This window comes from Nonomuraea sp. AD125B (assembly GCF_041402765.1).
GTDB classification, from domain to species: Bacteria; Actinomycetota; Actinomycetes; order Streptosporangiales; family Streptosporangiaceae; genus Nonomuraea; species Nonomuraea bangladeshensis.
On the sequence record NZ_JBGLOU010000016.1, the window covers coordinates 33348 to 55803 of the forward strand.

Annotated in this window: 22 protein-coding genes and 3 tRNA genes; 8 read left to right on the top strand and 17 right to left on the bottom strand. The window is 73.2% G+C overall.

Annotated elements, in window-relative coordinates; genetic code table 11:
- Nucleotides 1-352: 352 nt before the first annotated feature.
- A complete protein-coding gene (gene recG, locus ACBR40_RS35480; protein ID WP_344206492.1) occupies nt 353-2539 on the bottom strand; it encodes an ATP-dependent DNA helicase RecG in 2187 nt (728 codons plus the stop codon).
- A gap of 54 nt (nt 2540-2593) precedes the next feature.
- Nucleotides 2594-4138, bottom strand: a complete 1545-nt coding sequence (locus ACBR40_RS35485; RefSeq protein WP_371251571.1) for a DAK2 domain-containing protein — start codon at nt 4136-4138, stop codon at nt 2594-2596.
- 210 nt (nt 4139-4348) lie between these two features.
- Here ACBR40_RS35485 and rpmB point away from each other — a divergent pair, with 210 nt between their 5' ends.
- On the top strand, nt 4349-4534 hold the full coding sequence (gene rpmB, locus ACBR40_RS35490) for a 50S ribosomal protein L28 (RefSeq protein ID WP_043618345.1): 186 nt from the start codon (nt 4349-4351) through the stop codon (nt 4532-4534).
- Between the two features lie 260 nt (nt 4535-4794).
- Here the strand turns inward: rpmB and thiD are convergent, their stop codons facing one another.
- The 3 genes from thiD to ACBR40_RS35505 form a co-directional block, all read right to left on the bottom strand.
- Nucleotides 4795-5598, bottom strand: a complete 804-nt coding sequence (gene thiD / locus ACBR40_RS35495) for a bifunctional hydroxymethylpyrimidine kinase/phosphomethylpyrimidine kinase (RefSeq protein ID WP_344206490.1) — start codon at nt 5596-5598, stop codon at nt 4795-4797.
- Between the two features lie 17 nt (nt 5599-5615).
- The gene (locus tag ACBR40_RS35500; protein ID WP_371251572.1) at nt 5616-7805 is read right to left on the bottom strand and encodes a hypothetical protein; all 2190 of its coding nucleotides are present in this window, start codon (nt 7803-7805) and stop codon (nt 5616-5618) included.
- Between the two features lie 270 nt (nt 7806-8075).
- Nucleotides 8076-9044 (bottom strand): thiamine-phosphate kinase, encoded by a 969-nt coding sequence (locus ACBR40_RS35505; protein ID WP_371251573.1) that lies wholly within the window; start codon nt 9042-9044, stop codon nt 8076-8078.
- A 47-nt stretch (nt 9045-9091) separates the two neighbouring features.
- Here ACBR40_RS35505 and ACBR40_RS35510 point away from each other — a divergent pair, with 47 nt between their 5' ends.
- Nucleotides 9092-9325, top strand: a complete 234-nt coding sequence (locus ACBR40_RS35510; RefSeq protein ID WP_242379215.1) for an Lrp/AsnC family transcriptional regulator — start codon at nt 9092-9094, stop codon at nt 9323-9325.
- A 28-nt stretch (nt 9326-9353) separates the two neighbouring features.
- Entirely contained in the window at nt 9354-9776 is a 423-nt protein-coding gene (locus tag ACBR40_RS35515; RefSeq protein ID WP_371251574.1) for a DUF3515 domain-containing protein, read from the top strand.
- A gap of 3 nt (nt 9777-9779) precedes the next feature.
- Here the strand turns inward: ACBR40_RS35515 and ACBR40_RS35520 are convergent, their stop codons facing one another.
- From ACBR40_RS35520 to ACBR40_RS35530, 3 genes are all read right to left on the bottom strand, one after another.
- Nucleotides 9780-10877 (bottom strand): D-alanine--D-alanine ligase family protein, encoded by a 1098-nt coding sequence (locus ACBR40_RS35520; protein WP_371251575.1) that lies wholly within the window; start codon nt 10875-10877, stop codon nt 9780-9782.
- A 64-nt stretch (nt 10878-10941) separates the two neighbouring features.
- Complete coding sequence (locus tag ACBR40_RS35525; RefSeq protein WP_344206484.1) at nt 10942-11952, bottom strand: NAD(P)H-dependent glycerol-3-phosphate dehydrogenase; 1011 nt, start codon at nt 11950-11952, stop codon at nt 10942-10944.
- Nucleotides 11953-11956: 4 nt separating this feature from the next.
- Nucleotides 11957-12667, bottom strand: a complete 711-nt coding sequence (locus tag ACBR40_RS35530) for a lysophospholipid acyltransferase family protein (protein ID WP_371251576.1) — start codon at nt 12665-12667, stop codon at nt 11957-11959.
- Between the two features lie 74 nt (nt 12668-12741).
- Between ACBR40_RS35530 and cofC the strand changes: the two genes are divergently transcribed.
- Both cofC and ACBR40_RS35540 read left to right on the top strand, forming a co-directional pair.
- Entirely contained in the window at nt 12742-13383 is a 642-nt protein-coding gene (gene cofC, locus ACBR40_RS35535; RefSeq protein WP_371251577.1) for a 2-phospho-L-lactate guanylyltransferase, read from the top strand.
- A 40-nt stretch (nt 13384-13423) separates the two neighbouring features.
- Nucleotides 13424-13624 (top strand): hypothetical protein, encoded by a 201-nt coding sequence (locus ACBR40_RS35540; RefSeq protein WP_344206481.1) that lies wholly within the window; start codon nt 13424-13426, stop codon nt 13622-13624.
- Between the two features lie 69 nt (nt 13625-13693).
- Here the strand turns inward: ACBR40_RS35540 and ACBR40_RS35545 are convergent, their stop codons facing one another.
- The 4 genes from ACBR40_RS35545 to leuC all read right to left on the bottom strand — a co-directional run bounded on the left by ACBR40_RS35545 (nt 13694) and on the right by leuC (nt 16297).
- Entirely contained in the window at nt 13694-13993 is a 300-nt protein-coding gene (locus tag ACBR40_RS35545) for an HU family DNA-binding protein (protein ID WP_020543974.1), read from the bottom strand.
- A 99-nt stretch (nt 13994-14092) separates the two neighbouring features.
- Entirely contained in the window at nt 14093-14332 is a 240-nt protein-coding gene (locus ACBR40_RS35550; protein WP_329590566.1) for a hypothetical protein, read from the bottom strand.
- Complete coding sequence (leuD, locus tag ACBR40_RS35555; RefSeq protein WP_344206480.1) at nt 14311-14898, bottom strand: 3-isopropylmalate dehydratase small subunit; 588 nt, start codon at nt 14896-14898, stop codon at nt 14311-14313. Before leuD ends, ACBR40_RS35550 begins: the two co-directional genes overlap by 22 nt.
- Nucleotides 14899-14911: 13 nt before the next feature.
- A complete protein-coding gene (leuC, locus tag ACBR40_RS35560) occupies nt 14912-16297 on the bottom strand; it encodes a 3-isopropylmalate dehydratase large subunit (protein WP_344206479.1) in 1386 nt (461 codons plus the stop codon).
- A 143-nt stretch (nt 16298-16440) separates the two neighbouring features.
- On the opposite strand from leuC, the gene ACBR40_RS35565 reads away from it, so the two are divergent.
- Together ACBR40_RS35565 and ACBR40_RS35570 are read left to right on the top strand one after the other, a co-directional pair.
- Nucleotides 16441-17157: an IclR family transcriptional regulator gene (locus ACBR40_RS35565; RefSeq protein ID WP_020543978.1), complete on the top strand. Its 717-nt coding sequence runs from the start codon at nt 16441-16443 to the stop codon at nt 17155-17157.
- A gap of 58 nt (nt 17158-17215) precedes the next feature.
- Complete coding sequence (locus ACBR40_RS35570) at nt 17216-18937, top strand: hypothetical protein (RefSeq protein ID WP_371251578.1); 1722 nt, start codon at nt 17216-17218, stop codon at nt 18935-18937.
- A gap of 110 nt (nt 18938-19047) precedes the next feature.
- On the opposite strand, the gene ACBR40_RS35575 is transcribed toward ACBR40_RS35570, so the two are convergent.
- The 4 genes from ACBR40_RS35575 to ACBR40_RS35590 all read right to left on the bottom strand — a co-directional run bounded on the left by ACBR40_RS35575 (nt 19048) and on the right by ACBR40_RS35590 (nt 21236).
- A tRNA-Glu gene (locus tag ACBR40_RS35575) sits at nt 19048-19120 on the bottom strand.
- Nucleotides 19121-19139: 19 nt separating this feature from the next.
- Nucleotides 19140-19215, bottom strand: a tRNA-Glu gene (locus ACBR40_RS35580).
- Nucleotides 19216-19326: 111 nt separating this feature from the next.
- Nucleotides 19327-19947, bottom strand: coding sequence for a response regulator transcription factor (locus ACBR40_RS35585; protein ID WP_364454004.1), 621 nt, complete (start codon nt 19945-19947; stop codon nt 19327-19329).
- Entirely contained in the window at nt 19944-21236 is a 1293-nt protein-coding gene (locus ACBR40_RS35590) for a sensor histidine kinase (RefSeq protein WP_371251579.1), read from the bottom strand. The genes ACBR40_RS35585 and ACBR40_RS35590 overlap by 4 nt, the downstream gene beginning before the upstream one ends.
- Before the next feature lie 110 nt (nt 21237-21346).
- On the opposite strand from ACBR40_RS35590, the gene ACBR40_RS35595 reads away from it, so the two are divergent.
- Nucleotides 21347-22288 carry an alpha/beta fold hydrolase gene (locus ACBR40_RS35595; protein WP_371251580.1) on the top strand — a complete coding sequence of 314 codons (942 nt, stop codon included), beginning with the start codon at nt 21347-21349 and terminating at the stop codon, nt 22286-22288.
- A gap of 63 nt (nt 22289-22351) precedes the next feature.
- Here the strand turns inward: ACBR40_RS35595 and ACBR40_RS35600 are convergent.
- Nucleotides 22352-22423 (bottom strand) — tRNA-Gln (locus ACBR40_RS35600).
- Nucleotides 22424-22456: the final 33 nt, after the last annotated feature.

The window sequence follows — 22456 nt, forward strand, 5'->3', positions numbered from 1 at the left end:
CAAGAGTGGACAAGTGTCGGCCTCGGCTGAGCAAGGGTCGTTGGCTTCGGCCGGGACGGCACGCATGATGAGTCTGCGGCCTTCAAGATGACCCACATGAAGGCCGACCGGCGTGATCGTGAGCCCTTCCGCACGCCGGTTCCCTCGGCACCTGACCCGAGGGTGGGCCCAGCCGGGGACGGCATTCGGGGGGAGGCCGTCCCCGCGGCTGGGTTTCTTCTTTCTTCCCCGCTGCTGCTTCCGTGCTGTTGCTTCCTCTGCTTCCGCGCTGTTACTCCCGCGCTCTCTCCCAGCGCTGTTGCTCCCGTGCTCTCTTCCAGCGCTCTTGCTCCGGCTCTCCTGCGCCGCCCGCTCAGGTCTTCTCCAGGTATTCGGCCCGTTCGTCCTGCAGCAGCCGGTCGATCTCGGCCCGCAGGGCCGGGTGGCCGGCGAGGTCGGCGTCCTCGGCGAGCAGCGCGGCGGCCTCCTCACGGGCCGCGGCGATCACGTCCTCGTCGCGCAGGAGCTGCAGCAGCTTCAGCGAGCTGCGCTTGCCCGACTGGGCGGCCCCCAGGACGTCGCCCTCGCGGCGCTGCTCCAGGTCGACCCGGGACAGCTCGAAACCGTCGAGCGTGGCGGCCACCGCGTCGAGCCTGGCGCGGGCGGGGGTGCCCGCGGGGAAGTCGGAGACCAGCAGGCACAGGCCGGGCAGGCCACCCCGGCCCACCCGGCCGCGGAGCTGGTGGAGCTGGGAGACGCCGAAGCGGTCGGCGTCCATGATGATCATCACCGAGGAGTTGGGGACGTCGACGCCGACCTCGATCACCGTGGTCGCGATCAGCACGTCGAGCTCGCCGCGCGAGAACGAGCGCATGATCGCGTCCTTCTCCTCCGGCGGCAGCTTGCCGTGCAGGACGCCCACCCGCAGGTCGTGGAAGGGCCCCTGGGTCAGCAGCTCGGCCACGTCGAGCACGGCCAGCGGCGGGCGCCGCTCGTCGTCGCCCGAGGCCGCCGCCACCTGCAGGTCGCCCTCGTCGCCCTCCAGATCGCCGATGCGCGGGCACACGATGTAGGCCTGCCGGCCCAGCGCCACCTCCTCCCGCACCCGCTCCCAGGTGCGCTCCAGGTAGTGGGGCTTCTCGGCGGCCGGGACGACGTGCGTGGTGATCGGCGCCCGCCCGGACGGGAGCTGCGACAGCGTGGAGACCTCCAGGTCGCCGAAGACCGTCATCGCGACCGTGCGCGGGATCGGCGTCGCTGTCATGACCAGCACGTGCGGCCGGGCGTCACCGGCCTTCTCGCGCAGCGCGTCACGCTGCTCCACCCCGAACCGGTGCTGCTCGTCCACCACCACCAGCCCGAGATCGGCGAACTGCACGTGCTCCTGGAGCAGCGCGTGCGTGCCGACCACGATCCCGGCGTTGCCCGAGGCGGCGTCGAGCAGGGCCGCGCGGCGGGCGGGCGCGCCCATCGAGCCGGTCAGCAGCGTGACCGCCGTGCCGCCGAACATGCCGCCCTGCGCGAGGTCGCCCAGCATGGCCGTGATCGAGCGGTGGTGCTGCTGGGCCAGCACCTCGGTGGGCGCCAGCAGCGCGGCCTGGCCGCCCGCGTCGACGACCTGGAGCATCGCGCGCAGCGCCACCACGGTCTTGCCCGCGCCCACCTCGCCCTGGAGCAGGCGGTGCATCGGGTGCTCGCGGGCGAGGTCGTCGGCGATCTCCTCGCCGACCGCGGCCTGCCCCTCCGTCAGCGCGAACGGCAGCCGCTCGTCGAACGAGGCCAGCAGGCCGTCTTCGCGCCGCGGCCGGGGCCGCGCGGGCCAGGCGGTGGCCGCCTGGCGGCGCTGGAGCAGCACCGACTGGAGCACGAACGCCTCGTCGAACTTCAGCCGCTGCCGTGCCCGCCCCATCTCGGCGAAGTCCTTCGGCCGGTGGATGCCCGCCAGCGCCTCGGCCAGCGGCTGCAGCTTGTGACGGGCCCGCAGCTCGGCGGGCAGCGGATCGTCGAGCGGGCCGAGGGTGTCGAGCACGACGCCGATCGCCCGCCGGATGGCCCACGGCGTGAGGTCCTTGCCCGCCGGGTAGATCGGCACCGGCGCGGCCGCGAACTCCGCCGCGCCGCCCTCGTCCTCCTCCTCGAACAGCTCGAACTCCGGATGCGCGAGCTGCCAGCGCGGCCGGCCGCGCGCCCCGAACAGCCCCACCTTGCCGGCGAACATGCCGCGCCGCCCCGGCTTGAGCCGCGACTCGGCCGCATGGGAGCCCTTGCCGAAGAACGACAGGTAGATCTTGTCGCCGCTGCCGTCGGCGACCTCGACCTCCAGCCAGGTGCCGCCCCGGTTGCGCATCGGCTTGCGCATCAGCCGGGTGACCTCGCCCACCACCGTGACGTGCTCGTCCACCTCCAGGTCGGCGAGCGAGGTCAGCTCGCCGCGCTCGGCGTAGCGGCGTGGATAGTGGCGCAGCAGGTCGCCGACCGTCTCCAGGCCGAGCACGCTGTGCAGCAGCTTGGCGGTCTTCGGGTCGAGCGCCTTCGTCAGAGGCTCGTCGAAACGGCTCACGGCATTAAGTTCTACCGCCTGCGGCCGACAGGAATCCCGCCATCGCCCGGCGCGTCACTCGACGCCGATCAGCAGGGGGTAGCCGCCCTGGCCGCCCGCGTACACGGCGAGGTCGACGTCCGGGCGGGTGAGCCGCAGGTGCTCCTCCACGCCCTCGGCGAGGCCCGGCGGGGCGCCGGCGCCCGTGATCAGGGTGACCAGCTCGCCGCCGGCCGCCACCAGGCGGTCCACGACCAGGGCCGCCACCTGGTCGAGCGCGCCGCCGATCACCGCCACGTCGCCCTCGATGAGGCCGAGCACGTCGCCGGGGCGGCACACCCCGGCGCTGGTGAACGCCTCCTCGCCGGCCACCGTCACATGGCCGCAGCGGGTCTGGCCGGCCGCGTCCGCCATCGCCACCACGTCGTCGGCGAAGCGGCGCAGCGGATCGTGCACGGCGAGCGCGGCGAGGCCCTGCACGGTCGCCCGCGTGGGCAGCACACTGACCGCCTGCCCGTCCTGACGGGCGATCTCGGCCGCCGCGGCGGCCACGTCGCCGACGCCCTCGTCGTTGGGCAGGACCACGACCTCGCTGCCCGCCTGGCGGATCGCCGCCAGCAGGGCGGGCAGCGGCGGCCGCGAGCCGGGCTCGCGGCGCACCACGACGGCTCCGCACTCCTCGAACAGCGCGGCGATGCCGTCGCCCGCGGCCACGGCCACCACGCCCCGGCCCGCCTCGGCGTGGCGGGCGCGCTCGGCCAGGTAGGTGATCCGGATCCGGTGCGGCCGCCCCGCCCGCATCCCCGCCTCCACGGCGGGGCCGGCCTCCGGCACGTGGACGTGCACGTTCCAGAGGCCGTCGCCGCCGACCACGACCAGCGAGTCGCCCATCGCGTCCAGCTCCGCGCGCAGCGCCGCCACGGCGTCGTCGTCGGCGTCCAGCAGGTACATCACCTCGTAGCCTCCCCCGGCCTCGGTCATCGGCTTGAGCCGGGCTGCCGGGGCGGGCACGTCGTAGTGGCCGTCGTAGGAGCCGGTGACGACCGCGGCCAGGGTCTCCAGGACGATCGCCGCACCGGCGCCGCCCGCGTCCACGACGCCGCTGCGGGCCAGCACGTCGAGCTGGCGCGGAGTGCGCCCGAGCGCCGCCCTGGCTTCGCCCGCCGCCCGCCGCGCCACCTCGGCCAGGTCGCCGTCCAGCTCCTGTACGGCCAGCGCGGCCGACTCCAGCACGCTCAGCACCGTGCCCTCCACGGGCCTGGCCACGGCCTCCCTGGCCAGCGCGGCGGCCCGGTGCAGCGCGGCCCGCAGGTCGTGGCCGTCCTTCAGCACCTCGGCCAGGCCGCGCAGGGCCTGGCTGACGATCACTCCGGAGTTGCCCCGCGCGCCCACCAGGGCGCCGTACGACAGCGTCTGCCACACCACGGCCACGTCCACGTCGTCGGGCAGGGACTCGACGGCCTCGGCCGCGGACAGCAGGGTCAGGTGCAGGTTGGTGCCGGTGTCGCCGTCGGCCACCGGGAACACGTTGAGCGCGTCGATGTCCGTCCTGGCCCGGCCGAGCGCGTCGGCCGCCAGCCGCGCCCAGCGGCGCACCGCGGGCGGGTCGAGGATCTCCATCCGGCGCCTCCGTGCTCCCGCGTGCGCTACCGTTGTCGATGGAGAATATCTCCGTGCCGGGGCTGATCAGGTCTCCCGGCCAGTGCTCCAGTTCGCGCCCAGCGGTATGGATCGGATATTCTCGTCTGGCTGGCCGGTTGTCCCGGCATGCCCTCCGCCCGGAAAGCATCAGCGGACAGGGCTACATCGACTGTTTTAAGGAGCGATACCGTGGCTTCCGTCTGCGATGTCTGCCGCAAGGGGCCGACCTTCGGTAACAACGTGTCCCACTCCCACCGCCGCACCCGCCGTCGTTGGAACCCCAACATCCAGACGGTGCGCGCGGTCGTCGGCGGCACGCCGAAGAAGCTGAACGTGTGCACCTCGTGCATCAAGGCGGGCAAGGTCACCCGCTAAGTTCTTTCACCGCGCGAAGGCCCGCCGCCCTTTCGGGAGCAGCGGGCCTTTGTCATGCCCACGGGCCGTTGGTCGGGCCCGACGTCCGGACCCACGCCGCCAGACCCGCCGTCAGGCACGCGCGCAGGCGTCCCCGTCGTTGTGCCCGTCGTTAGGCCCGTCGTCCGGGCCCGCGCGGCCAGACCCGCCGTCAGGCACGCGCGCAGGCGTCCCCGTCGTTGGGCCCGTCGTTGGGCCCGCGCCCGCGTTGCGGCGGCGGGTCAGCGCCAGCGCCAGGCGTGGTCCACGGGGCCGATGCCCTCGCCCAGAGGGAAGCCGTGGGCGATGGCGCCGGTCACGTACTCCTTGGCCGCCCGCACCGCCTCCGGCACGTCGTCGCCCAGCGCGAGGCGGGAGGCGATGGCCGAGGCCAGCGTGCAGCCGGTGCCATGAGTGTGGCGGTTGTCATGGCGCTCGGCGGCGAAGCGGTGCTCCTCGGCGCCGTCGGTCAGCAGGTCCACCGGCGCGCCCGGCAGGTGGCCGCCCTTGATCAGCGCCCACTTGGGGCCCAGCGCGAGGACGGCGTCGGCCGCGCGGCGCAGGCCATTCTCGTCCTCGACCTTGACCGAGGTGAGCTGCTCGACCTCCCACAGGTTCGGCGTCGCCACCGTGGCCACCGGGAGCAGCCGGGTGCGCATCGTCTCCACGGCCTCCTCCGCGAGCAGCGAATCGCCGTGCTTGGACACCCCGACGGGATCGACGACGACCGGCGCGCCGTACCGGCCGAGGACTTCGGCGACCACCTCGACCAGGACGGGCGAGGCCAGCATGCCGGTCTTGACCGCCTGCGTGCCGATGTCGCCGAGCACGGAGTCGAGCTGCGCCCGTACGGCCTCGGGCGGCAGCTCCCAGTAGCCCTGGACGCCGAGCGAGTTCTGCGCGGTTACCGCCGCGATGACGCTCATGCCGTGGACGCCCATGGCCATCATGGTCTTCAGGTCGGCCTGGATGCCCGCGCCTCCCCCGGAGTCGGAGCCGGCGACGGTGAGCACGCGTGGAGGGGTCGAAACCGTCATGTCCCCCATCCAACCATTTGACCCGGTCAGGTGACGGCGCACTCCCCGCTGACCATGCCGCAGGTCTCCGCCTGCTCGCCCTTGCCCGTCGCGGTGAACGTGACCTCCGCCGAGTCACCGGCCGCCAGGGTGCTCGGCACGTCCAGGATCAGCAGGTCTCCGTCCTGCGTCCAGGTCGCGCCGCGCACGCTCAGCACCTTGCCCTCGACCGGCACCGAGACCGTGGGGGCGGCCAGCGCCCGCGTCGAGGTGTTCGCGACCTTGAGGCTCGCCGAGTAGGAGCCGACGCGCTGCTTGATCGTCTGCTGGACGTTGATCGAGCCGCCGGCGGCGCCGCCCTGCCCGAACGGGCCGGGGCGGTCGGTGTCGACGGGAGTCGGCTGCGAAGGGGCCTCGGTCGCGCCGCCGTCCGAGGAGGGCTCGGGGTTCGGGTTGGGGGTGAGCGTGTCGCTCTCCTCCGCGCCCGTCGGCTCCTCCGTCACCCGCTTGGTCGGCTGCGCGGACGCCTTCACCCTGGTCCTGGTGGGCTTCGGCGTGGGCGAGGTGGTGCGGCGGGGGGCGCGGGCGACGTACGAGGCGGTGGGCGTCGGACGGCCGGACGGCGTGGTCTTCTCCTCGTCCGCCGTCGGCTCCTCCTCGGGCTCGCTCTCCTCTTCCTCCGCCGCCGGGTCGGCGACGGAGGGGCCGGGGGCGGCCGGGGTCTTCTGTACGGCCGCGCAGGTCGCGCCCTCGCACTTGGCCGGGTCGCCGGAGCTCATCAGCTTCACGCCCGCCACCGTGCCGCCGAGCACCACGGCCACGGCGGCGACGGACAGCAACGCCATGCGGCCCTTGCCGCCGCCGGACGACGACGGGGCGGCCAGGTCGTCGCCCCTGCCCCTGCCGCCGCGGCCACCGCCCCGGCCGCTGTCGCTGTCGCGGTCCTTGTCGCCGTCGCGGTCCTTGCGGCGGCCGCGGCGGCCCTTGGGCTCGTCCTGGTCGTCGAGGTCGTCGAGGCCCGAGTCGGCGGACCAGCCGGAGGTGAGGAAGCCGGTCTCGGCCTCCGCCCACGCCGGGGTCCTGACCGCCGCCGTGGGCTCGCCGGCCACCTTGATGTCGCCGGGCATGGGCGGGCCCGCAGGGGGCGCGTCGAACCTGGCGGTACGGTCGGCCGGGCCGTCGAACGCGCCTCCGGCCTGCCCTTCCTGATCGTCGAAGAACCCTTCACCGCGCATCGGCCGCGCGAAGGGGTCACTCCCGGGCCCGGTCGCGCCGGGCTGGTCAAAGGGACCGGTCCCACTCGGCCGGCCGAAAGGACCAGTCCCGGTGGGCGGGTCGAACGGGCCGGTGCCGCCGGATCGGTCGGCAGAGCCAGGACCGCCGACCTGGTCGAAGGGGCCGTTTCCGCCAGGCCGACCGGAGCCGGGGCCGCCGACCTGGTCGAGGGGGCCAGTGCCGCCAGGCCGGTCGAATGGGCCGGTGCCGCCGGGGCCGGTGGGGGCGCCGAACGAGCCGGGGCCGAAGGGGCCGCCGCTCTGGGCGTCCTGCGGGCCGGACGGGCCGGGGAATGCGGCGGTGCGCTCGGCGGGGGCGTCGAAGAAGCCGCCACCAGGCCGGGGGCCGTCGCCACGTCCCGGAGCCCTGTCGACCGGCCCTGGCACGTCGAAGTCACCTGTGGCGGGCCCGCCGAACGAGGCGACTCCGCCCGGAGTCCGCGGACCGCCGGCGGGATCGCCAGGCAAGCCGGCCCCAGGGCCGCGGGAGCCGGCGGGATCGCCGGGGAAGCCGGAGCCGGCGGGCCGAGGGCCGGAAGCGGGGTCGCCGGGGAAGCCGGAACCAGGGGCTCCAGGCCCGAAGGCGGGGTCGCCGGGGAAGCCGGAACCAGGGGCTCCAGGCCCGAAGGCGGGGTCGCCGGGGCGGCCGGAACCGGGGGTTCCAGGGCCGGAGGTCGGGTTGCCGGGGAAGCCGGAGCCGGAGGCAGGGTCGCCAAGGAAAGCGGGGGTGCCGGGGCCGCTGGAGGTGCCGGGGCCCGTGGGGGTGCCGGGAGAGGGGGCGTCCCAATCTGCGGGGCGGGCGAAGGCGCCCGTCACCTCGAAGGGGCCGGCCTGGTCGCCAGGGGGCGGCGGGAAGGCACTCGCGGGTCCGCCGGCGGAGTCGGTGGGCAGCGCGAAAGCTCCGGTGACCTCGAACGGCTCGGCCCCCGGCCCGCGCGGCGGCTCGCCCTCGCGGCGCCGCATCGGGGCCCACTGCCCCGTGACCTCGGGCCGGTCCGGCAGGGACGGCCAGCCCGGCGGCTCGGCCTCCTCGTCAGGACCCCAGAATGCGCTACTGCTCCCCCGTTCATCCCCGTCGTCGGATCCACCTGTGCCGTGGCGGCCCATGGCTGCCCTTTCTGCCGGTTACAGTTGGCCGCCAATCTTCATAACACCTTTGCTACGCCGTTGTCACAGCAATCCCACTAGTCGTACCCCAAACCGGGAAAATATCCCAAAAATCGGGACAGATCACTACCGAAAGTGATCCCAGCCGCCACGTCCCATTTCTCGCCCGTACACGAGAATCCCTTCACCCTCGACCACCCGCCCCACGACCTGCCACTCCGCGGGCAACCGCACCCCGGCGGGAAAGACCGCCGCGAGCGCGTGATCCTCGCCACCCGTGAGCACCCATTCCAAGGGATCGGCCCCCAGCTCCTTGGCCGCCGCCAGCACCGGCTCGCCCACCGTGAACGCCTGCGGATCCAGCTCGATCCGCACCCCGCTCGCCGTGGCCACGTGCCCGAGGTCCTGCAGCAGCCCGTCGCTGACGTCCAGCATCGCGCTCGCGCCCAGCTCGGCGGCGCGCGGCCCCTCCTCGTACGGCGGACAGGGCCGCCGGTGCGCCGCCACCGCCCGTTCCAGCGCCTCGGTACGGGCCGGCACCCCGGCGTCGAGCAGCGCGAGCCCGGCCGCCGCGTGCCCGAGCCGCCCCGCCACCGCCACGACCTGCCCCGGCCGTGCGCCGTCCCGCCGGACGGGGGCCCGCCCGCCCAGGTCGCCCAGCGCGGTGACCCCGAGGACCACCAGGTCGCACCGGGTCACGTCGCCCCCGGCCACGCTCGCGCCGACGACCGCGCACTCGTCGCGAAAGCCGTCGGTCAGCCCGTCCAGCCAGGCCACGGCCAGGTCGGCGGGGATGCCGAGGCCGATCACCAGCGCTGTGGGAACAGCGCCCATGGCGGCGACGTCGGCGAGGTTCTGGGCGGCGGCCTTGCGGCCCACGTCGTACGGGCTGGACCAGTCGCGCCGGAAGTGCCTGCCCTCCAGCAGCAGATCGGTGGAGACCACGACCCGCCCGTCGGGGGCGGCGACGAGCGCCGCGTCGTCCCCCGGACCCAGCATTACTGCCGCTCCCTGGGGAAGACGGCCGGTAATACGATTTACCACGCCGAATTCGCCGAGATCCCCGACTGTGATGACGCACCTCCTGACGCACACAGGGTACGGTGGCCCTTCGGCGTGATCCAATCGCCCGGGAGGACGTGATGGTGCAGGCCTACATCCTTATTCAGACCGAGGTCGGCAAGGCCGCCGCAGTGGCCGGGGAGATCTCCGGGATCCCCGGTGTGACGCAGGCGGAGGACGTGACCGGTCCCTACGACGTGATCGTCCGCGCGGAGGCCCGTAACGTGGACGAGCTGGGCAAGCTGGTGGTGGCCCAGATTCAGGCGGTGGAAGGGATCACGCGTACGCTGACGTGTCCGATCGTCCACATCTGAGCCGTCCCGTTCCGAAGGTAGTCGTCGCATGCGTGCCGCCGCCGTCCTGCTCGTTCTCCTAGCGCTCGCCGGTTGCGGCGGCACCGTCCAGGTGGAGCCGCCGGTGCCCGCGGGCCCGGCGGTCGCCGCCTGCGACAAGCTGGCCACGCGGCTGCCCGCGTCCCTCGACGGTGCCGAGCGCGGCACGTCGGAGCCGCCTTCGCCGTACGTCGCCGTCTGGGGGGACGGCGCGATCGCGCTGCGCTGCGGCGTGCCCCGCCCGGTGCGGATGGCGCCGACGGACCAGCTCCAGGAGATCAACGGCGTCGGCTGGTTCGCCGACCCCGAGCGGCCCGCGTTGTACACCGCCGTGACGGACACCGCGTACGTGGAGGTCACGATCGGCGGCGGCCACACGCCCGGCGACGTGCTCGCCGAGCTGTCCGGCCCGGTGGGCCGGATGGCGGGATAGCGCTCATCGCAGCCCGGCCGGCCGGTTGAGCGCGAGCTGGATGAGCCGGTCCACGAGCTCCGCGTACGGCACCCCGGTGGCGGCCCAGAGCTGCGGCGCCACCGACAGCGAGGTGAAGCCCGGCATGGTGTTGATCTCGTTGAGTATCAGCCGCCCGTCGGGCGTGTAGAAGAAGTCGACCCGCGAGAGCCCTTCGCAGTCGAGCGCCTCGAACGCCCGCACCGCGAGGGCCCGCAGCTCCTCGGCCGTCTCGGCGGGGATGTCGGCGGGGACGGTGAGCGACATCTGGTCGGGGTAGTACTTGGCCTCGAAGTCGAAGAACTCCTGCCCGCCCTCGACCTTGACCTCGCCGGGCACGGACGCGGCGGCCGGCTCGTCGCCGGGCGACTCCAGCACCGCGCACTCGATCTCGCGGCCCTCGATGGCGGCCTCGATGAGCACCTTGGGGTCGTGCTGCCGGGCGAACTCCACGGCCTGTTCGAGCTGGGCCCGGTCGGCGGCCTTGGAGATGCCCTGGGAGGAGCCGGCCCGCGCGGGCTTGACGAAGACCGGGTAGCCGAGCCGCTCCTCGGCCTCCTTGAGCACCAGCTCGCGGTTGAGCCGCCAGTCGCGGTCGCGTACGGCGACGAACTCGCCGGTGGGCAGCCCGGCCGCGGCGAGGACGGTCTTCATGTACGCCTTGTCCATGCCGACGGCGCTGGCCAGCACGCCGGAGCCGACATAGCGGACGCCGGCCATCTCCAGGAGGCCCTGGATGGTGCCGTCCTCGGCGAACGGGCCGTGCATCACGGGGAACACCACGTCGACCGTCCCGAGCTCGACGGGGATGGCACCGGGGTCGTAGGCCACGAGGGAGCTGCCGCCGGAGGGCAGCGCGAGCGCCGCCCCCGAGGTGTCGACGACCGGCAGCTCGCCTTCCTCGATGGCGAACCGCTGGTCGGACGCGGCCAGCACCCACCTGCCGTCCTGGGCGATCCCGATCGGGATCACCTCGTACTTGCTCCTGTCGATCACATCCAGCACGCTGCCCGCGCCCATCAGGGACACGGCATGCTCGGAATTGCGACCTCCGAAAACGACGGCGACGCGTGGCTTGCTCATGGTGTCCGAATCTACCGGGGTGTCCCCTGTACAGCGAGTCAGCCCCGGCGCACGGCGCGCCCGGTCAGACGCCGTACCGTTCCGGTTTGGGCGAGCGCGACATGAGCAGCATGCCGGCCTCGGCCGGCGACATGCCGTCGTGCACCACCCCGACCACGACCTCGGTGATCGGCATCTCGACGTCGTGCTTGCGGGCGAGCGCCAGCACCGACTCGCAGGACTTGACGCCCTCGGCGGTCTGCCTGGTGGCGGCGACCACCTCGGCGAGGGTCATGCCGCGCCCGAGGTTCTCGCCGAAGGTGCGGTTGCGCGACAGCGGCGAGTTGCAGGTGGCGACGAGGTCGCCCATGCCGGCGAGCCCGGCGAAGGTGTGCGGGTCGGCGCCCAGGGCCGCGCCGAGCCGCTGCATCTCGGCCAGCCCGCGGGTGATGAGCATGGCGCTGACGTTGTCGCCCATGCCCATGCCGGCCGAGACGCCGACGGCGAGCGCGATGACGTTCTTGACCGCGCCGCCCAGCTCGACGCCGACGACGTCGGGGTTGGTGTACGGGCGGAACCACGGCGGCAGGTGGCAGATCGCCTGAAGTTTCTCCGCGACGGACTCGTCGGCGCAGGCCACGACGGTGGCGGCGGGCTGGCGCTGGGCGATCTCCTTGGCCAGGTTGGGTCCGGAGACGACGGCCACCCGCTCCTCCGGCACCTCGGCCACCTCGCGGATCACCTCGCTCATCCGCTTGGTGGTGCCGAGCTCGATGCCCTTCATGAGGCTGACCAGGACCGCTCCGCGCGGGATGTGCTCGCGCCAGGCGGCCAGATTGGCCCGCAGGGTCTGCGAAGGCACGCACAACACCACGAAGTCGGCGCCGTCGAGGGCCCGCTCGGGGTCGGTGGTGGCGCGCAGCGTGGGCGGCAGGGGGATGCCGGGGAGGTAGTCGGCGTTCTCGTGGGTGCGCTCGATGGCCTCCATCTGCTCGGGCCTGCGCCCCCACAGCGTGACCTCGTTGCCCGCCTCCGCGAGGATCATCGCGAACGTGGTGCCCCACGAGCCGGGGCCGAACACGGCGACTCTCGTCATGCGGTCACCGCCTCGCGGGGTCGTAGGGGGCCTCGGGGGCCTTCTCGCCGCGCAGCTCGGCGAGCTGCGCGGTGATCGCCGCCATGATGTCGGCCGTGGCCTCGCGCAGGACGTCGCCCTGCGGCGGCCGGCCGGCGTATGCGGACAGGTCGACCGGCGGGCCCACCGACACGCGGAAGGTCTTGCGGGGGAAGAGCCGCGGCTTCTTCTCGCCGTACGGCAGCAGCTCGTGCGCGCCCCAGTGGGCGATCGGGATGACCGGGACGCCGCTCTCCAGCGCCAGCCGGGCCGCGCCGGTCTTGCCCACCATCGGCCAGAGGGCCGGGTCACGGGTGCAGGTGCCCTCGGGATAGAACAGGATCGCGCAGCCGTCCCGGAGCCGTTCGGAGGAGATCCGCAGCGAGCGCGCGGCCTCGGCGCTGCCGCGTTCGACGGGGATGGCCAGCAGCCCGATCAGGGCCTGGCGGAGCAGAGGGACGCGGAACAGCGCGGACTTGGCGAGGACGACCGGCCAGCGTCCGTTGTTGAAGAGGAAGTGCGCGAGCAGGACGGGGTCCGTCCAGGAGAGGTGGTTGGCCGCGATGATGATGCCGCCGGTGCGCGGGAGACGCTCGCCGTGCCGCCAGTCCCGCTTGACCAGGAGCCGGGAGAGTGGTTTCACGACGACGACTGCCAGGGTCTCCCAGAAACACGACGGTCGCGTGCGGCGGCTCATGGACTCCTCCTCGGGTATGCGCCCCAAGTCTCCCGGTTGCCCGCCGAGGATGTCGAGGCGCGATGCTTAAGGGTATGAGCTCTCGGTGGTCCCTGGTCATTCCGGTCAAGACGCTGGTCGCCGCGAAGACCCGGCTGGCCGACGCGACGGGACCGCACCGCACGAGGTTCGCCGTGGCGGTGGCGAGCGACACCGTGGCGGCCGCGTTGTCCTGCCCGGCGGTGGCGCGGGTGATCGTGGTGACCGCCGATCCCGCGGCGGCGGGCCCGCTCGCGGCGCTGGGCGCGGAGGTGGTGCACGACCCCGACCGCGGGCTGAACACCGCGCTCCGCACGGGCGCCGCGCACGCCGTGGCCGTCGCGCCGGGCGAGGCGGTGGGGGCGCTGCAGGCCGACCTGCCGGCGCTGCGCCCGGCCGAGCTGGCGACGGCGCTGGAGGCGGCGGCCGAGTTCGACCAGGCGTTCGTGCCCGACGCGCTCGACGTCGGCACCACGTTCTACGGGGTACGGCCGGGGGTGCCGTTCACGCCGCGCTTCGGCGGGGAGTCGCGGGCCAGACATCTGGCGGGCGGCGCGAAGGAGCTGTGCGTGCCGGGCATCGACTCGGTCCGGCGCGACGTGGACACCCCCGCCGACCTGGCCGCGGCGATCGCGCTGGGGCTGGGGCCGCACACGGCGGCGCTGGTCGCCGAGCTGTGGCCGGGCTCCGGGGCCTGACCGCTCGCCGCGCCCCCGGCGCACGGATTACGCTGGTGGCGTGCAGGGCACGGTACGCAGCTTCGACGAGGCCACCAGGTCGGGCACGGTCTTCCTTGACGACGGGACCGTGCTGGAGTTCGACGCCCCCGCCTTCGACGCAGGCCCGCTGCGGCTGCTGCGCACCGGGCAGCGGGTCAACCTGGCGCTGACCGGGGAGCGGGTCACGTACATCACGCTGTCCACGTTCCCGCTGCCCTAGGAGGCCGCACAACGCGCGACGCCCGGGCGAGGAGCCCGGGCGTGACGGTCCGCTGACGATCTGCTGCGGCTACTTCTTCTTGCCGCTCTTCTTGCCGCCCTCGTTCACGAGGTCCTTGAACTCCGAACCGGGGCGGAACTTGGGAGCCCAGCTCTCCGCGACGTTGATCTCGGCACCCGTGGACGGGTTCCTGGCCGTGCGCGCCGGCTTGTTCACCATCTCGAACGCGCCGAAGCCCGTGATCGAGACCTTGTCGCCGCTCGCCACGGCCTTCTGGATGGTGTCGATGACCGCGTTCACGGCCTCGGTGGCCGTCCTCTTGTCGCCCACCCGGTCCGAAATGGCCTCGACGAGTTCTCGCTTGTTCATGAAAGTCCTGCTCCCCCAGTTATGGTCAGGGTTCCAGCACACGAGTTCGACGTAGAAACCCCTTACGCGAGTCGAAAGTAGGCGGGATCGCGGGGGAACTCAATCACCGACGGTGTTTTCGTCATTACGTGGCGTGTCGAGCGCGGACAGGAACGCCTCCAGCCGGGCCGCCGCCCGCTCGGGATCACGCTTGGCGAGGTCGCAGATGGCGAGATAGCGGCGGGCCAGCCGCGCCTTGTCCACGGCGGGATCGGCGGCGGGCAGCAGGCGGACGCGGCGGTGCGCCTCGCGCAACCGCCGCGCCAGTTCGTCGTCCTCTAGACGGTCGTCGGCAGCCATGGCTGCCGACCATTCTCGTACGCCGTGATGTCCTCGGCGTGACGCAGGGTCAGTCCGATGTCGTCCAGGCCCTCCATCAGCCGCCAGCGGGTGTAGTCGTCGATCTCGAACGCGACGACCTCGTCCGCCCAGCGGACCTGGCGTTCGGCCAGGTCAACGGTGATCTCCAGCTTGGGGTCCGCCTCGACGGCGGCCTGCAGGGCCTCGACCTTGTCGCCGGGCAGGACGACCGGCAGCAGGCCCATCTTGGTGGAGTTGTTGCGGAAGATGTCACCGAAGCGGGCGGCGATCACGGCGCGGAACCCGTACTGCTGCAGGGCCCACACCGCGTGCTCGCGGGAGGAGCCGGTGCCGAAGTCGGGACCGGAGACGAGGATCGAACCGCCCTCGTAGGCGGGGTCGTTCAGCACGAACGTGGGGTCCTCGCGCCAGGCGGCGAACAGGCCCTTCTCGAAACCGGTGCGGCTGACCTGCTTGAGCCAGACGGCCGGGATGATCTGGTCGGTGTCGACGTTGCTGCGGCGCAGCGGCACCGCCGTACCGGTGTGGGTGGTGAAGGCTTCCATCGGTCGTGACTCCTTACAGGTCGGCGGGGGCGGTCAGGCGGCCGGTGACCGCGGTCGCGGCGGCGACCTGCGGCGACACCAGGTGGGTGCGGCCACCCTTGCCCTGGCGGCCCTCGAAGTTGCGGTTGGAGGTCGAGGCGCTGCGCTCGCCCGGCTGGAGCGTGTCGGGGTTCATGCCGAGGCACATCGAGCAGCCGGCCTCGCGCCACTCGGCGCCCGCGGCCTTGAACACCTCGTGCAGGCCCTCCTGCTCGGCCTGGAGCTTGACCAGCATCGAGCCGGGCACGATGAGCGTGCGGGTCTTGACCTGGCGGCCCTTCAGGATCTCGGCGGCCGAGCGCAGGTCCTCGATGCGGCCGTTGGTGCACGAGCCGACGAAGACGGTGTCGACCTCGATCTCACGCAGCGGCGTGCCGGCCGACAGGCCCATGTACTCCAGCGCCCGCTCGGCGGCGGCCCGCGCGACCGGGTCGGCGAAGGACTCGGGGCTCGGGACGGACTCGCCCAGCGGCAGGCCCTGGCCGGGGTTGGTGCCCCACGTGACGTACGGGGTCAGCGTCGTCGCGTCGATCTCCACGACCTGGTCGAAGACGGCGTCGTCGTCGGTGCGCAGCGACTTCCAGTACGCGACGGCCTGGTCCCACGCCTCGCCCTCGGGCGCGTGCGGGCGGCCCTTGAGGTAGGCGAACGTGGTCTCGTCGGGGGCGATCATGCCCGCCCGCGCGCCGGCCTCGATCGACATGTTGCAGACGGTCATGCGGCCCTCCATGGAGAGCTTGCGCACGGCCTCGCCGCGGTACTCGATGATGTGGCCCTGGCCGCCGCCGGTGCCGATCTTGGCGATGATGGCCAGGATCAGGTCCTTGGCGGTGACGCCGGCGGGCAGCTCGCCGCTGACCTCGACGGCCATCGTCTTCGGCCGGTAGGCGGGCAGCGTCTGGGTGGCGAGCACGTGCTCGACCTCGGAGGTGCCGATGCCGAAGGCGATGCCGCCGAACGCGCCGTGCGTGGAGGTGTGCGAGTCGCCGCAGACGATCGTCATGCCCGGCTGGGTCAGGCCGAACTGCGGGCCGATGATGTGCACCACGCCCTGCCCGGCGTCGCCCATCGGGTGCAGCCGGATGCCGAACTCGGCGGCGTTCTTGCGCAGCGTCTCGACCTGCGTCTTGGACACGGGGTCGGAGATCGGGCCGAGCACGGTCGGCACGTTGTGGTCCTCGGTGGCGATGGTGAGGTCGGGGCGGCGCACCTTGCGGCCGGCGAGGCGGAGCCCGTCGAACGCCTGCGGACTGGTCACCTCGTGAATGAGGTGCAGGTCGATGTAGAGCAGGTCAGGTTCGCCCTCGGCACGCCTCACGACGTGCTGCTCCCAGACCTTCTCGGCCAGTGTGCGGCCCATGATCTCCTCCTGTGTCTTCGCGATGCGCCGTCGCATCGCCCGCTCAAGGCCCGCCCCCGTCTGCCGCTCCGGGTCCCGGTGCATCTTTGCGGGAGTTTGCCTCCGACTTGCCTTCTCATATGTCGAGACTGCAGTATCGGTACATGGACAACTCTAGCGGAGTCGGAGTACTCGACAAGGCCGTTCTTGTACTCAATGCCCTAGAAGCGGGACCCGCTTCACTGGCGCAGCTCGTCCAGGCCACCGGTCTGGCCCGCCCCACGGCCCACCGTCTGGCCGTCGCACTGGAGCATCACCGCATCGTCAGCCGGGACACACAGGGCCGCTTCGTGCTGGGGCCGCGGCTGTCGGAGTTGTCCACCGCCGCCGGCGAGGACCGGCTGCTCGCCGTGGCCTCCCCCGTCCTCATGCAGCTCAGGGACCTGACCGGGGAGAGTGCGCAACTTTACCGCCGGCAGGGCGATGAGCGGGTCTGCGTGGCCGCGGCCGAGCGGGCCAGCGGCCTGCGCGACACCGTCCCGGTGGGCTCGGCGCTGCCCATGACGGCCGGCTCGGCGGCCCAGATCCTGCTCGCCTGGGAGGAGCCCGACCGGCTGCACCGCGGCCTGCGCGGCGCCAAGTTCACCGCCGCGACCCTGGCCTCCGTACGGCGGCGCGGCTGGGCCCACAGCGTCGGCGAGCGCGAGCAGGGTGTGGCGAGCGTCTCGGCGCCCATAAGGGGCAGCGGCGGCAAGGTGATCGCGGCCGTGTCGGTCTCCGGCCCCATCGAACGGCTGACCCGGGCCCCCGGCCGGCTGCACGCGGTGCCGGTCATGGCCGCCGCCGAACGCATCACCGAGGCCATGCGGCGCACGTCATGATCAGCAAAAGGATGTATTTCGGGAGCCGTCAACGTCGGGAGCGCACTAGCCTGAGTGCGTGACAGATCGCATCGAGGTAGCCGCCACTGAGCTGCGACCCCTGCTCGAAGAGTTCATCATGTGGGCGCGCGTCAACGCGCCCGACAGCGACCCCGAGCTCGTGGGGCCCGCCGCCCTGTGGCACCGTCTCGCCTTCTCGCCGGACCCCGGCACCTGGAAGCGCGCCGACCTGCGCAACCTGCTGCTCGACCGCATGCCGGAGGTGGTGGAGGATCCCGACGCCGCCGCCGACGGGATGCTCCCGGCCGTGGACGCCTACCTCACGTTCCTCTCGCAGACCGGCAGGCTGACCAAGCGCTCCGACTCCCTCGCCGATCTGCAGGCCGAGCTCGACGACGTCGAGGACGAGTTCGTCGAGCTGATGGACGAGCTCGTCGAGGACGGCGACGACGCCGACGAGGCGGACGGCGAGGAGGAGACCGGCGACCTCGGCGACTTCGAGCCGTTCGCCGACGAGCTCGCCGACCTCGACACGATCCGGCTGCGGCCCGACTCCGAGCTGGCCGCGGCCGCCCGGCAGGCCCCGCTCATCGCCAAGGCCCGCGACCTGGCCCTCTGGGTCGGCTCCGGCCGCCGCGTGGGCGAGGACACCCTGCTCAGCGACGCCGAGGTGGAGGAGGCGCTGGCCGCCGTCGGGCTGCCCAGGCCCGAGGTCGAGGGCCCGATCGCCGAGGCCGTGCCCTACCTGTGGAACATCTGGAACCTCGCCGTGGACCTCGAGTTCCTGGAGCCGGGCGAGGGCAACACGGTCGCGGTCCAGGACGACACGGCCGAGTGGCCGTTCGACGACGACGAGGACGTCCTCGACGCCTGGATGCTCGGGCTCCACTCGGTCGACTACGGCGACCCCGAGCTGTCCGACGACGACCTGACCATGGCGCTGGCCGGCCTGACCCGCGGCGTGCTGGTCAGGCTGCTGCTGGCCGGCGGCTCGCGCGACCTCGACGAGCTGGCGCGCGAGCTGTCCGTGGCCGCCGCCGAGCTGGACGAGGAGCTCGGCGCCGACGCCTGGGAGGCCGCAGGCGACCCGCTCGCCCCCGCCGTCGACTGGCTGGTCGGCTACGGCATGGTGGAGGTCGAGGGCCGCACGCTCAAGCTCACGCCGCTCGGCACCGAGGGCGTCGTCCACCTGGTGGACGACGCCGACATCGAGGTGGACGCCCGGCCCGCCATCGAGTCGATGAGCGCCCACGAGCTGCTGGCGCTCAGCGCCGAGCTGCCCGAGGAGGAGGCCGACGCCGAGTTCGCCGCCTGGATGCGGCTGCGCGAGCCGGCCAAGGCCGCCGAGGAGCTGCTGGAGGCCGCGGCCGAGGACGAGAGCGACGCGCTCATCCGGGTGCAGGCGGCCAGCGTCGTCGGCACGCTGGGCGAGGCCGCGCTCCCCGCCTGGCAGGAGGCGCTCAAGCAGCCGTCGCTGCGGCCCTACGCGGCCACGCACCTCAGCCAGCTCAAGGTGGAGGGCGCTCCCGAGCCGACGCAGGACGACACCCACTGGCTCATTCTCGACATGTGGACGATCTCGGCCGGGCTCGGCCGGTCGGAGTTCGTGAGCAGCCTCCAGGACATCGGCCCCGAGATGGTCACCGAGCTGCTCGAAGTGATTTGGAAGATCCCGCACGCGCACGTCGAGGAGCTGCTGGACCTCATCTCCCAGGTCCACCCGGACAAGCAGATCGCGAAGGCGGCCCGGCGGGCGCTGTTCAAGGCCCGCTCGGTGTGACGACGCGGAAAGCCCTCGCCGTTCGCGGCGGGGGCTTTTCTCGCGGTACGGCCCCGTGGAACGCGAAAACGCCCCGGGCCAGAGGCGCCGGAGCGTTGATGGAGCAGACGTAGTCCCGACCGGATTCGAACCGGCGCTACCGCCTTGAGAGGGCGGCGTCCTGGGCCACTAGACGACGGGACCTTCGCGAGCTTGTGACAAGTGGTAGTCCCGACCGGATTCGAACCGGCGCTACCGCCTTGAGAGGGCGGCGTCCTGGGCCACTAGACGACGGGACCCTGTCCACAAGCTTTCGTCGCCGGATCTCCCCGGCGACGCAGGTAACTCTACCGCACCCCGCAGACCACAACCAAACCGCTTAACAGCGCTCCGTACGCCCTTACCGGCGGTCAGGCGGTGAGCAGGCCGCGCCGGTAGCCCTCGCTCACGGCGGCGGCCCGGTCGCGGACGTCGAGCTTGGCGTACACGTGCAGCAGGTGCGTCTTGACGCTGGCCTCGCTGATGAACAGCGCGGCCGCCGCCTCCTTGTTGGTCGCTCCCCCGGCCACCAGCCGCAGCACCTCCAGCTCGCGCCTGCTCAGGGCGCCTCTGGACGGTCTGCGTACCTGCTCGGCCAGCCGGCCGGCGACGGCGGGCGCGATCACGGTCTCGCCCCGGTGGACGGCCAGCACCGCGCGGACCAGCTCGCCGGACGGGGCGTCCTTGAGCAGGTAGCCGTGGGCGCCCGCCTCCAGCGCGGGCAGCACGTCGGTGTCGAACGTGGTCAGCACCAGCACCCGGGGGCCGGTGCCGGCGATGCGCCTGATGGCGGCGACGCCGTCCAGGCCGGGCATGCGCAGGTCCATCAGCACGACGTCGGGACGCAGCTCGGCGGCCAGGCGCACGGCCTGCTCCCCGTCGGCCGCCTCGCCCGCGAGCTCCACGCCGGAGCCGGGGCCGAGGGCGGCGCGCAGGCCGTCGCGCACGATGGGGTGGTCGTCGGCGACCAGCACCCGCACGGGTGGCGTCATGAGTCCTCCCCTCCGCCCGCCATCGTCTCATCGGCTGGAGAGGGGGGAACGGCAGTAGGCAGGGGCGGGACGGGGCGGGCAGTAGGCAGGGCTGGGACGGCGGCCGCGATCGCGGTGCCCGCGCCCGGCTGTGACTCGATCTCCAGGGTGCCGCCGGCGGCCCGGACCCGCTGCCGCATGCCGTCGAGCCCGAAGCCGTCAGTGGCCGCCTGCGGATCGAACCCGGCTCCGTCATCCCGGATGTCCAGGAGCACGAGATCGTCCGTGTACGACAGGGTGAGAGCCGCCCTGGTGGCTTCCGCGTGCCTGGCGACGTTCGCGAGGGCCTCCTGGGCGACGCGGAACAGGGTGGCCTCCAGGTCGGCGGACAGCGCGACCGGCCATCCGGTGACCTCGCAGGCCAGCGGCACCCTCGACATCCGCGACCAGGACGCGGCCATGCGCTCCAGCGCCTCCGGCAGGCTCGACCGCTCCAGCGGGCCGGGACGCAGCGCGTTCACCGACCGGCGGGCCTCGGCCAGCCCGCGCCGGGCCAGCGTGGCGGCCTGGCCGAGGTGGCGGCCGGCCTCCTCGCCGGTGGCGCCGGCGGCGGCGTCGAGCTGGCGGATCAGCGCGACGAGGTCCTGGGTCAGGGTGTCGTGCAGCTCGCCGGCCACCCGGTGCCGCTCGTCGCGTACGCCCGCGTGCCTGGCCTGGTCGAGCAGCCTGGCGTGCAGGGAGGCGTTCTCGTCCATGGCGGCGCGCAGGCGTACGACGAGGCGGCGGCGCTTGTCGTGCTCGGCGGCGACGTACCAGCCGGCGACGGCCAGGGGCAGGGCGACGCCGGCGATCACGGTGAGCAGCGCGGCGCGGTCGCCGGGGGCCGCCTGGGCGGCCACGACGACGACGGCGGTGACCGTCACCCCGGCCATCACCAGCCGGGACGGGAGCAGCGCGAGGGCGAGCGGATAACCGATCGCGGCGAACACCGCGAAGGCGGCGTGCGCGGCCGTCAGCGCTCCGGCGAGGGCCACGAGGACGAGGTAGTGGCCGACGACGAGCACGCGACGCCGGTCGCGGCGCGGGTGCAGCCAGGCGAGCGGCGCGACCCACACGGCGGCGGCCACGGCGAGCACGGGCCACACCGCGCCGCCGGACGACCCCGAGAACGACCACGGGAGCGGCCACGACGACGGCTCCGCGTCGCCGCCGTTCGTGCCCGTGAGGGCGGCGGCGGTCGCGGAGGTCGCGAGCAGCGCGTACGCGAGCCCCAGGAAGACCCACCGTTCGCGCCCGTCGAGCCGGCTCATGCCCTCCAGCCTGGCACGGCATCCACCGATCGGTGGATACGCGGCCTCCACCGATCGCGGAGCCGGCCGGGCGAAGCGGCGCCGGGTCCGCGCGGGCGACGATCGGGGACATGAGCGATCCCACACGAAGGAAGACGATCCAGCTGGCCACGGCCGCGGGCGCGCTCGGCGTCCAGGCGGCCGCCATGACGGGCGGGCCGCCCCGGCGGGGCAGGGAGGTGACCACGTTCGTCTTCGTGACGGGCTCGAACGGCGTGGCCTCCGCCGACGCCGAGCTCACCCTGCGCGGGCACCGCTCGGTGGGCGTGAGCCTGCCGGGGCACGGCCCCGCCGAGCAGTTCCACGTCGCCTACCAGGCGCCCCAGGACCTTGCGGCGCTGGCGGCGCTGCCCTCGCCGGTGGCGCGGGTGACGCTGGACGACTACGTGGCGGCCACGGTGGACACCGTACGCCGGGCCGCGCGGCACGGCAGGGTGGTGCTGGTGGGCGGCAGCCTCGGCGGCTCCACCGTGACGAAAGCCGCCGACGCCGTGCCCGACCTGGTCGACCTGCTGGTCTACGACGCCGCCTTCTGCTGCACGGAGCTGCGTTCCCCGGCGGAGTACATGGAGACGCCGGAGAACGCGGGCAGCCTGGCGGGCAGCGTGCTCGGCGCGATCGTCGGCGACCCCCGCGAGCTGGGCGCGATCCGGGTGAACTGGCGGACGAACGACCCCGCGTTCCTGGCGGCCGCCAAGGCCGCGTACATGGCCGGCGGGACCGACGGCGAGCTGCTGGCCATGCTGAACACGCTGCTGCCCGACGAGAGCCTGCTGGTGTCCGGCGCGGACTCCCGTGGCCGCCCGGACGCCTGGGGGCGGGTGCCGCGCGTCTACATCCGGCACTCCCGTGACCGGGTGATCCCGCTCGCGCTCCAGGACCGCATGATCAGGGAGGCGGACGCCGCCACGCCGGGCAACCGGTTCGAGGTCTTCACCGTGGACACCTCCCACGCCCCGACCCCGGAGGACTACCGCCAGATCACCGACATCCTGGACAAGCTGGCACGCTGACCCGCGGTCGGACAACAAAAAAGCGGGGGTCTCGATGAGACTCCCGCCGCAGATGGCGCCTTGCTGGGGTACCAGGACTCGAACCTAGACTAACTGAACCAGAATCAGTCGTGCTGCCAATTACACCATACCCCACCGCTGTCACGAGCTCCGTGGAGCGCGCTTGGC

Coding starts and splice junctions, on each gene's coding strand:
- ACBR40_RS35485 (WP_371251571.1), bottom strand. CDS start 4,138: ATGGAGATCCTCGACCCGCCCGCGGTGCGCCGCTGGGCGCGGCTGGCG.
- thiD (WP_344206490.1), bottom strand. CDS start 5,598: ATGGGGGACATGACGGTTTCGACCCCTCCACGCGTGCTCACCGTCGCC.
- ACBR40_RS35500 (WP_371251572.1), bottom strand. CDS start 7,805: ATGCGGCGCCGCGAGGGCGAGCCGCCGCGCGGGCCGGGGGCCGAGCCG.
- ACBR40_RS35510 (WP_242379215.1), top strand. CDS start 9,092: ATGGTGCAGGCCTACATCCTTATTCAGACCGAGGTCGGCAAGGCCGCC.
- ACBR40_RS35515 (WP_371251574.1), top strand. CDS start 9,354: ATGCGTGCCGCCGCCGTCCTGCTCGTTCTCCTAGCGCTCGCCGGTTGC.
- ACBR40_RS35520 (WP_371251575.1), bottom strand. CDS start 10,877: ATGAGCAAGCCACGCGTCGCCGTCGTTTTCGGAGGTCGCAATTCCGAG.
- ACBR40_RS35525 (WP_344206484.1), bottom strand. CDS start 11,952: ATGACGAGAGTCGCCGTGTTCGGCCCCGGCTCGTGGGGCACCACGTTC.
- ACBR40_RS35530 (WP_371251576.1), bottom strand. CDS start 12,667: ATGAGCCGCCGCACGCGACCGTCGTGTTTCTGGGAGACCCTGGCAGTC.
- cofC (WP_371251577.1), top strand. CDS start 12,742: ATGAGCTCTCGGTGGTCCCTGGTCATTCCGGTCAAGACGCTGGTCGCC.
- ACBR40_RS35545 (WP_020543974.1), bottom strand. CDS start 13,993: ATGAACAAGCGAGAACTCGTCGAGGCCATTTCGGACCGGGTGGGCGAC.
- ACBR40_RS35550 (WP_329590566.1), bottom strand. CDS start 14,332: ATGGCTGCCGACGACCGTCTAGAGGACGACGAACTGGCGCGGCGGTTG.
- leuD (WP_344206480.1), bottom strand. CDS start 14,898: ATGGAAGCCTTCACCACCCACACCGGTACGGCGGTGCCGCTGCGCCGC.
- leuC (WP_344206479.1), bottom strand. CDS start 16,297: ATGGGCCGCACACTGGCCGAGAAGGTCTGGGAGCAGCACGTCGTGAGG.
- ACBR40_RS35565 (WP_020543978.1), top strand. CDS start 16,441: ATGGACAACTCTAGCGGAGTCGGAGTACTCGACAAGGCCGTTCTTGTA.
- ACBR40_RS35585 (WP_364454004.1), bottom strand. CDS start 19,947: ATGACGCCACCCGTGCGGGTGCTGGTCGCCGACGACCACCCCATCGTG.
- ACBR40_RS35590 (WP_371251579.1), bottom strand. CDS start 21,236: ATGAGCCGGCTCGACGGGCGCGAACGGTGGGTCTTCCTGGGGCTCGCG.
- ACBR40_RS35595 (WP_371251580.1), top strand. CDS start 21,347: ATGAGCGATCCCACACGAAGGAAGACGATCCAGCTGGCCACGGCCGCG.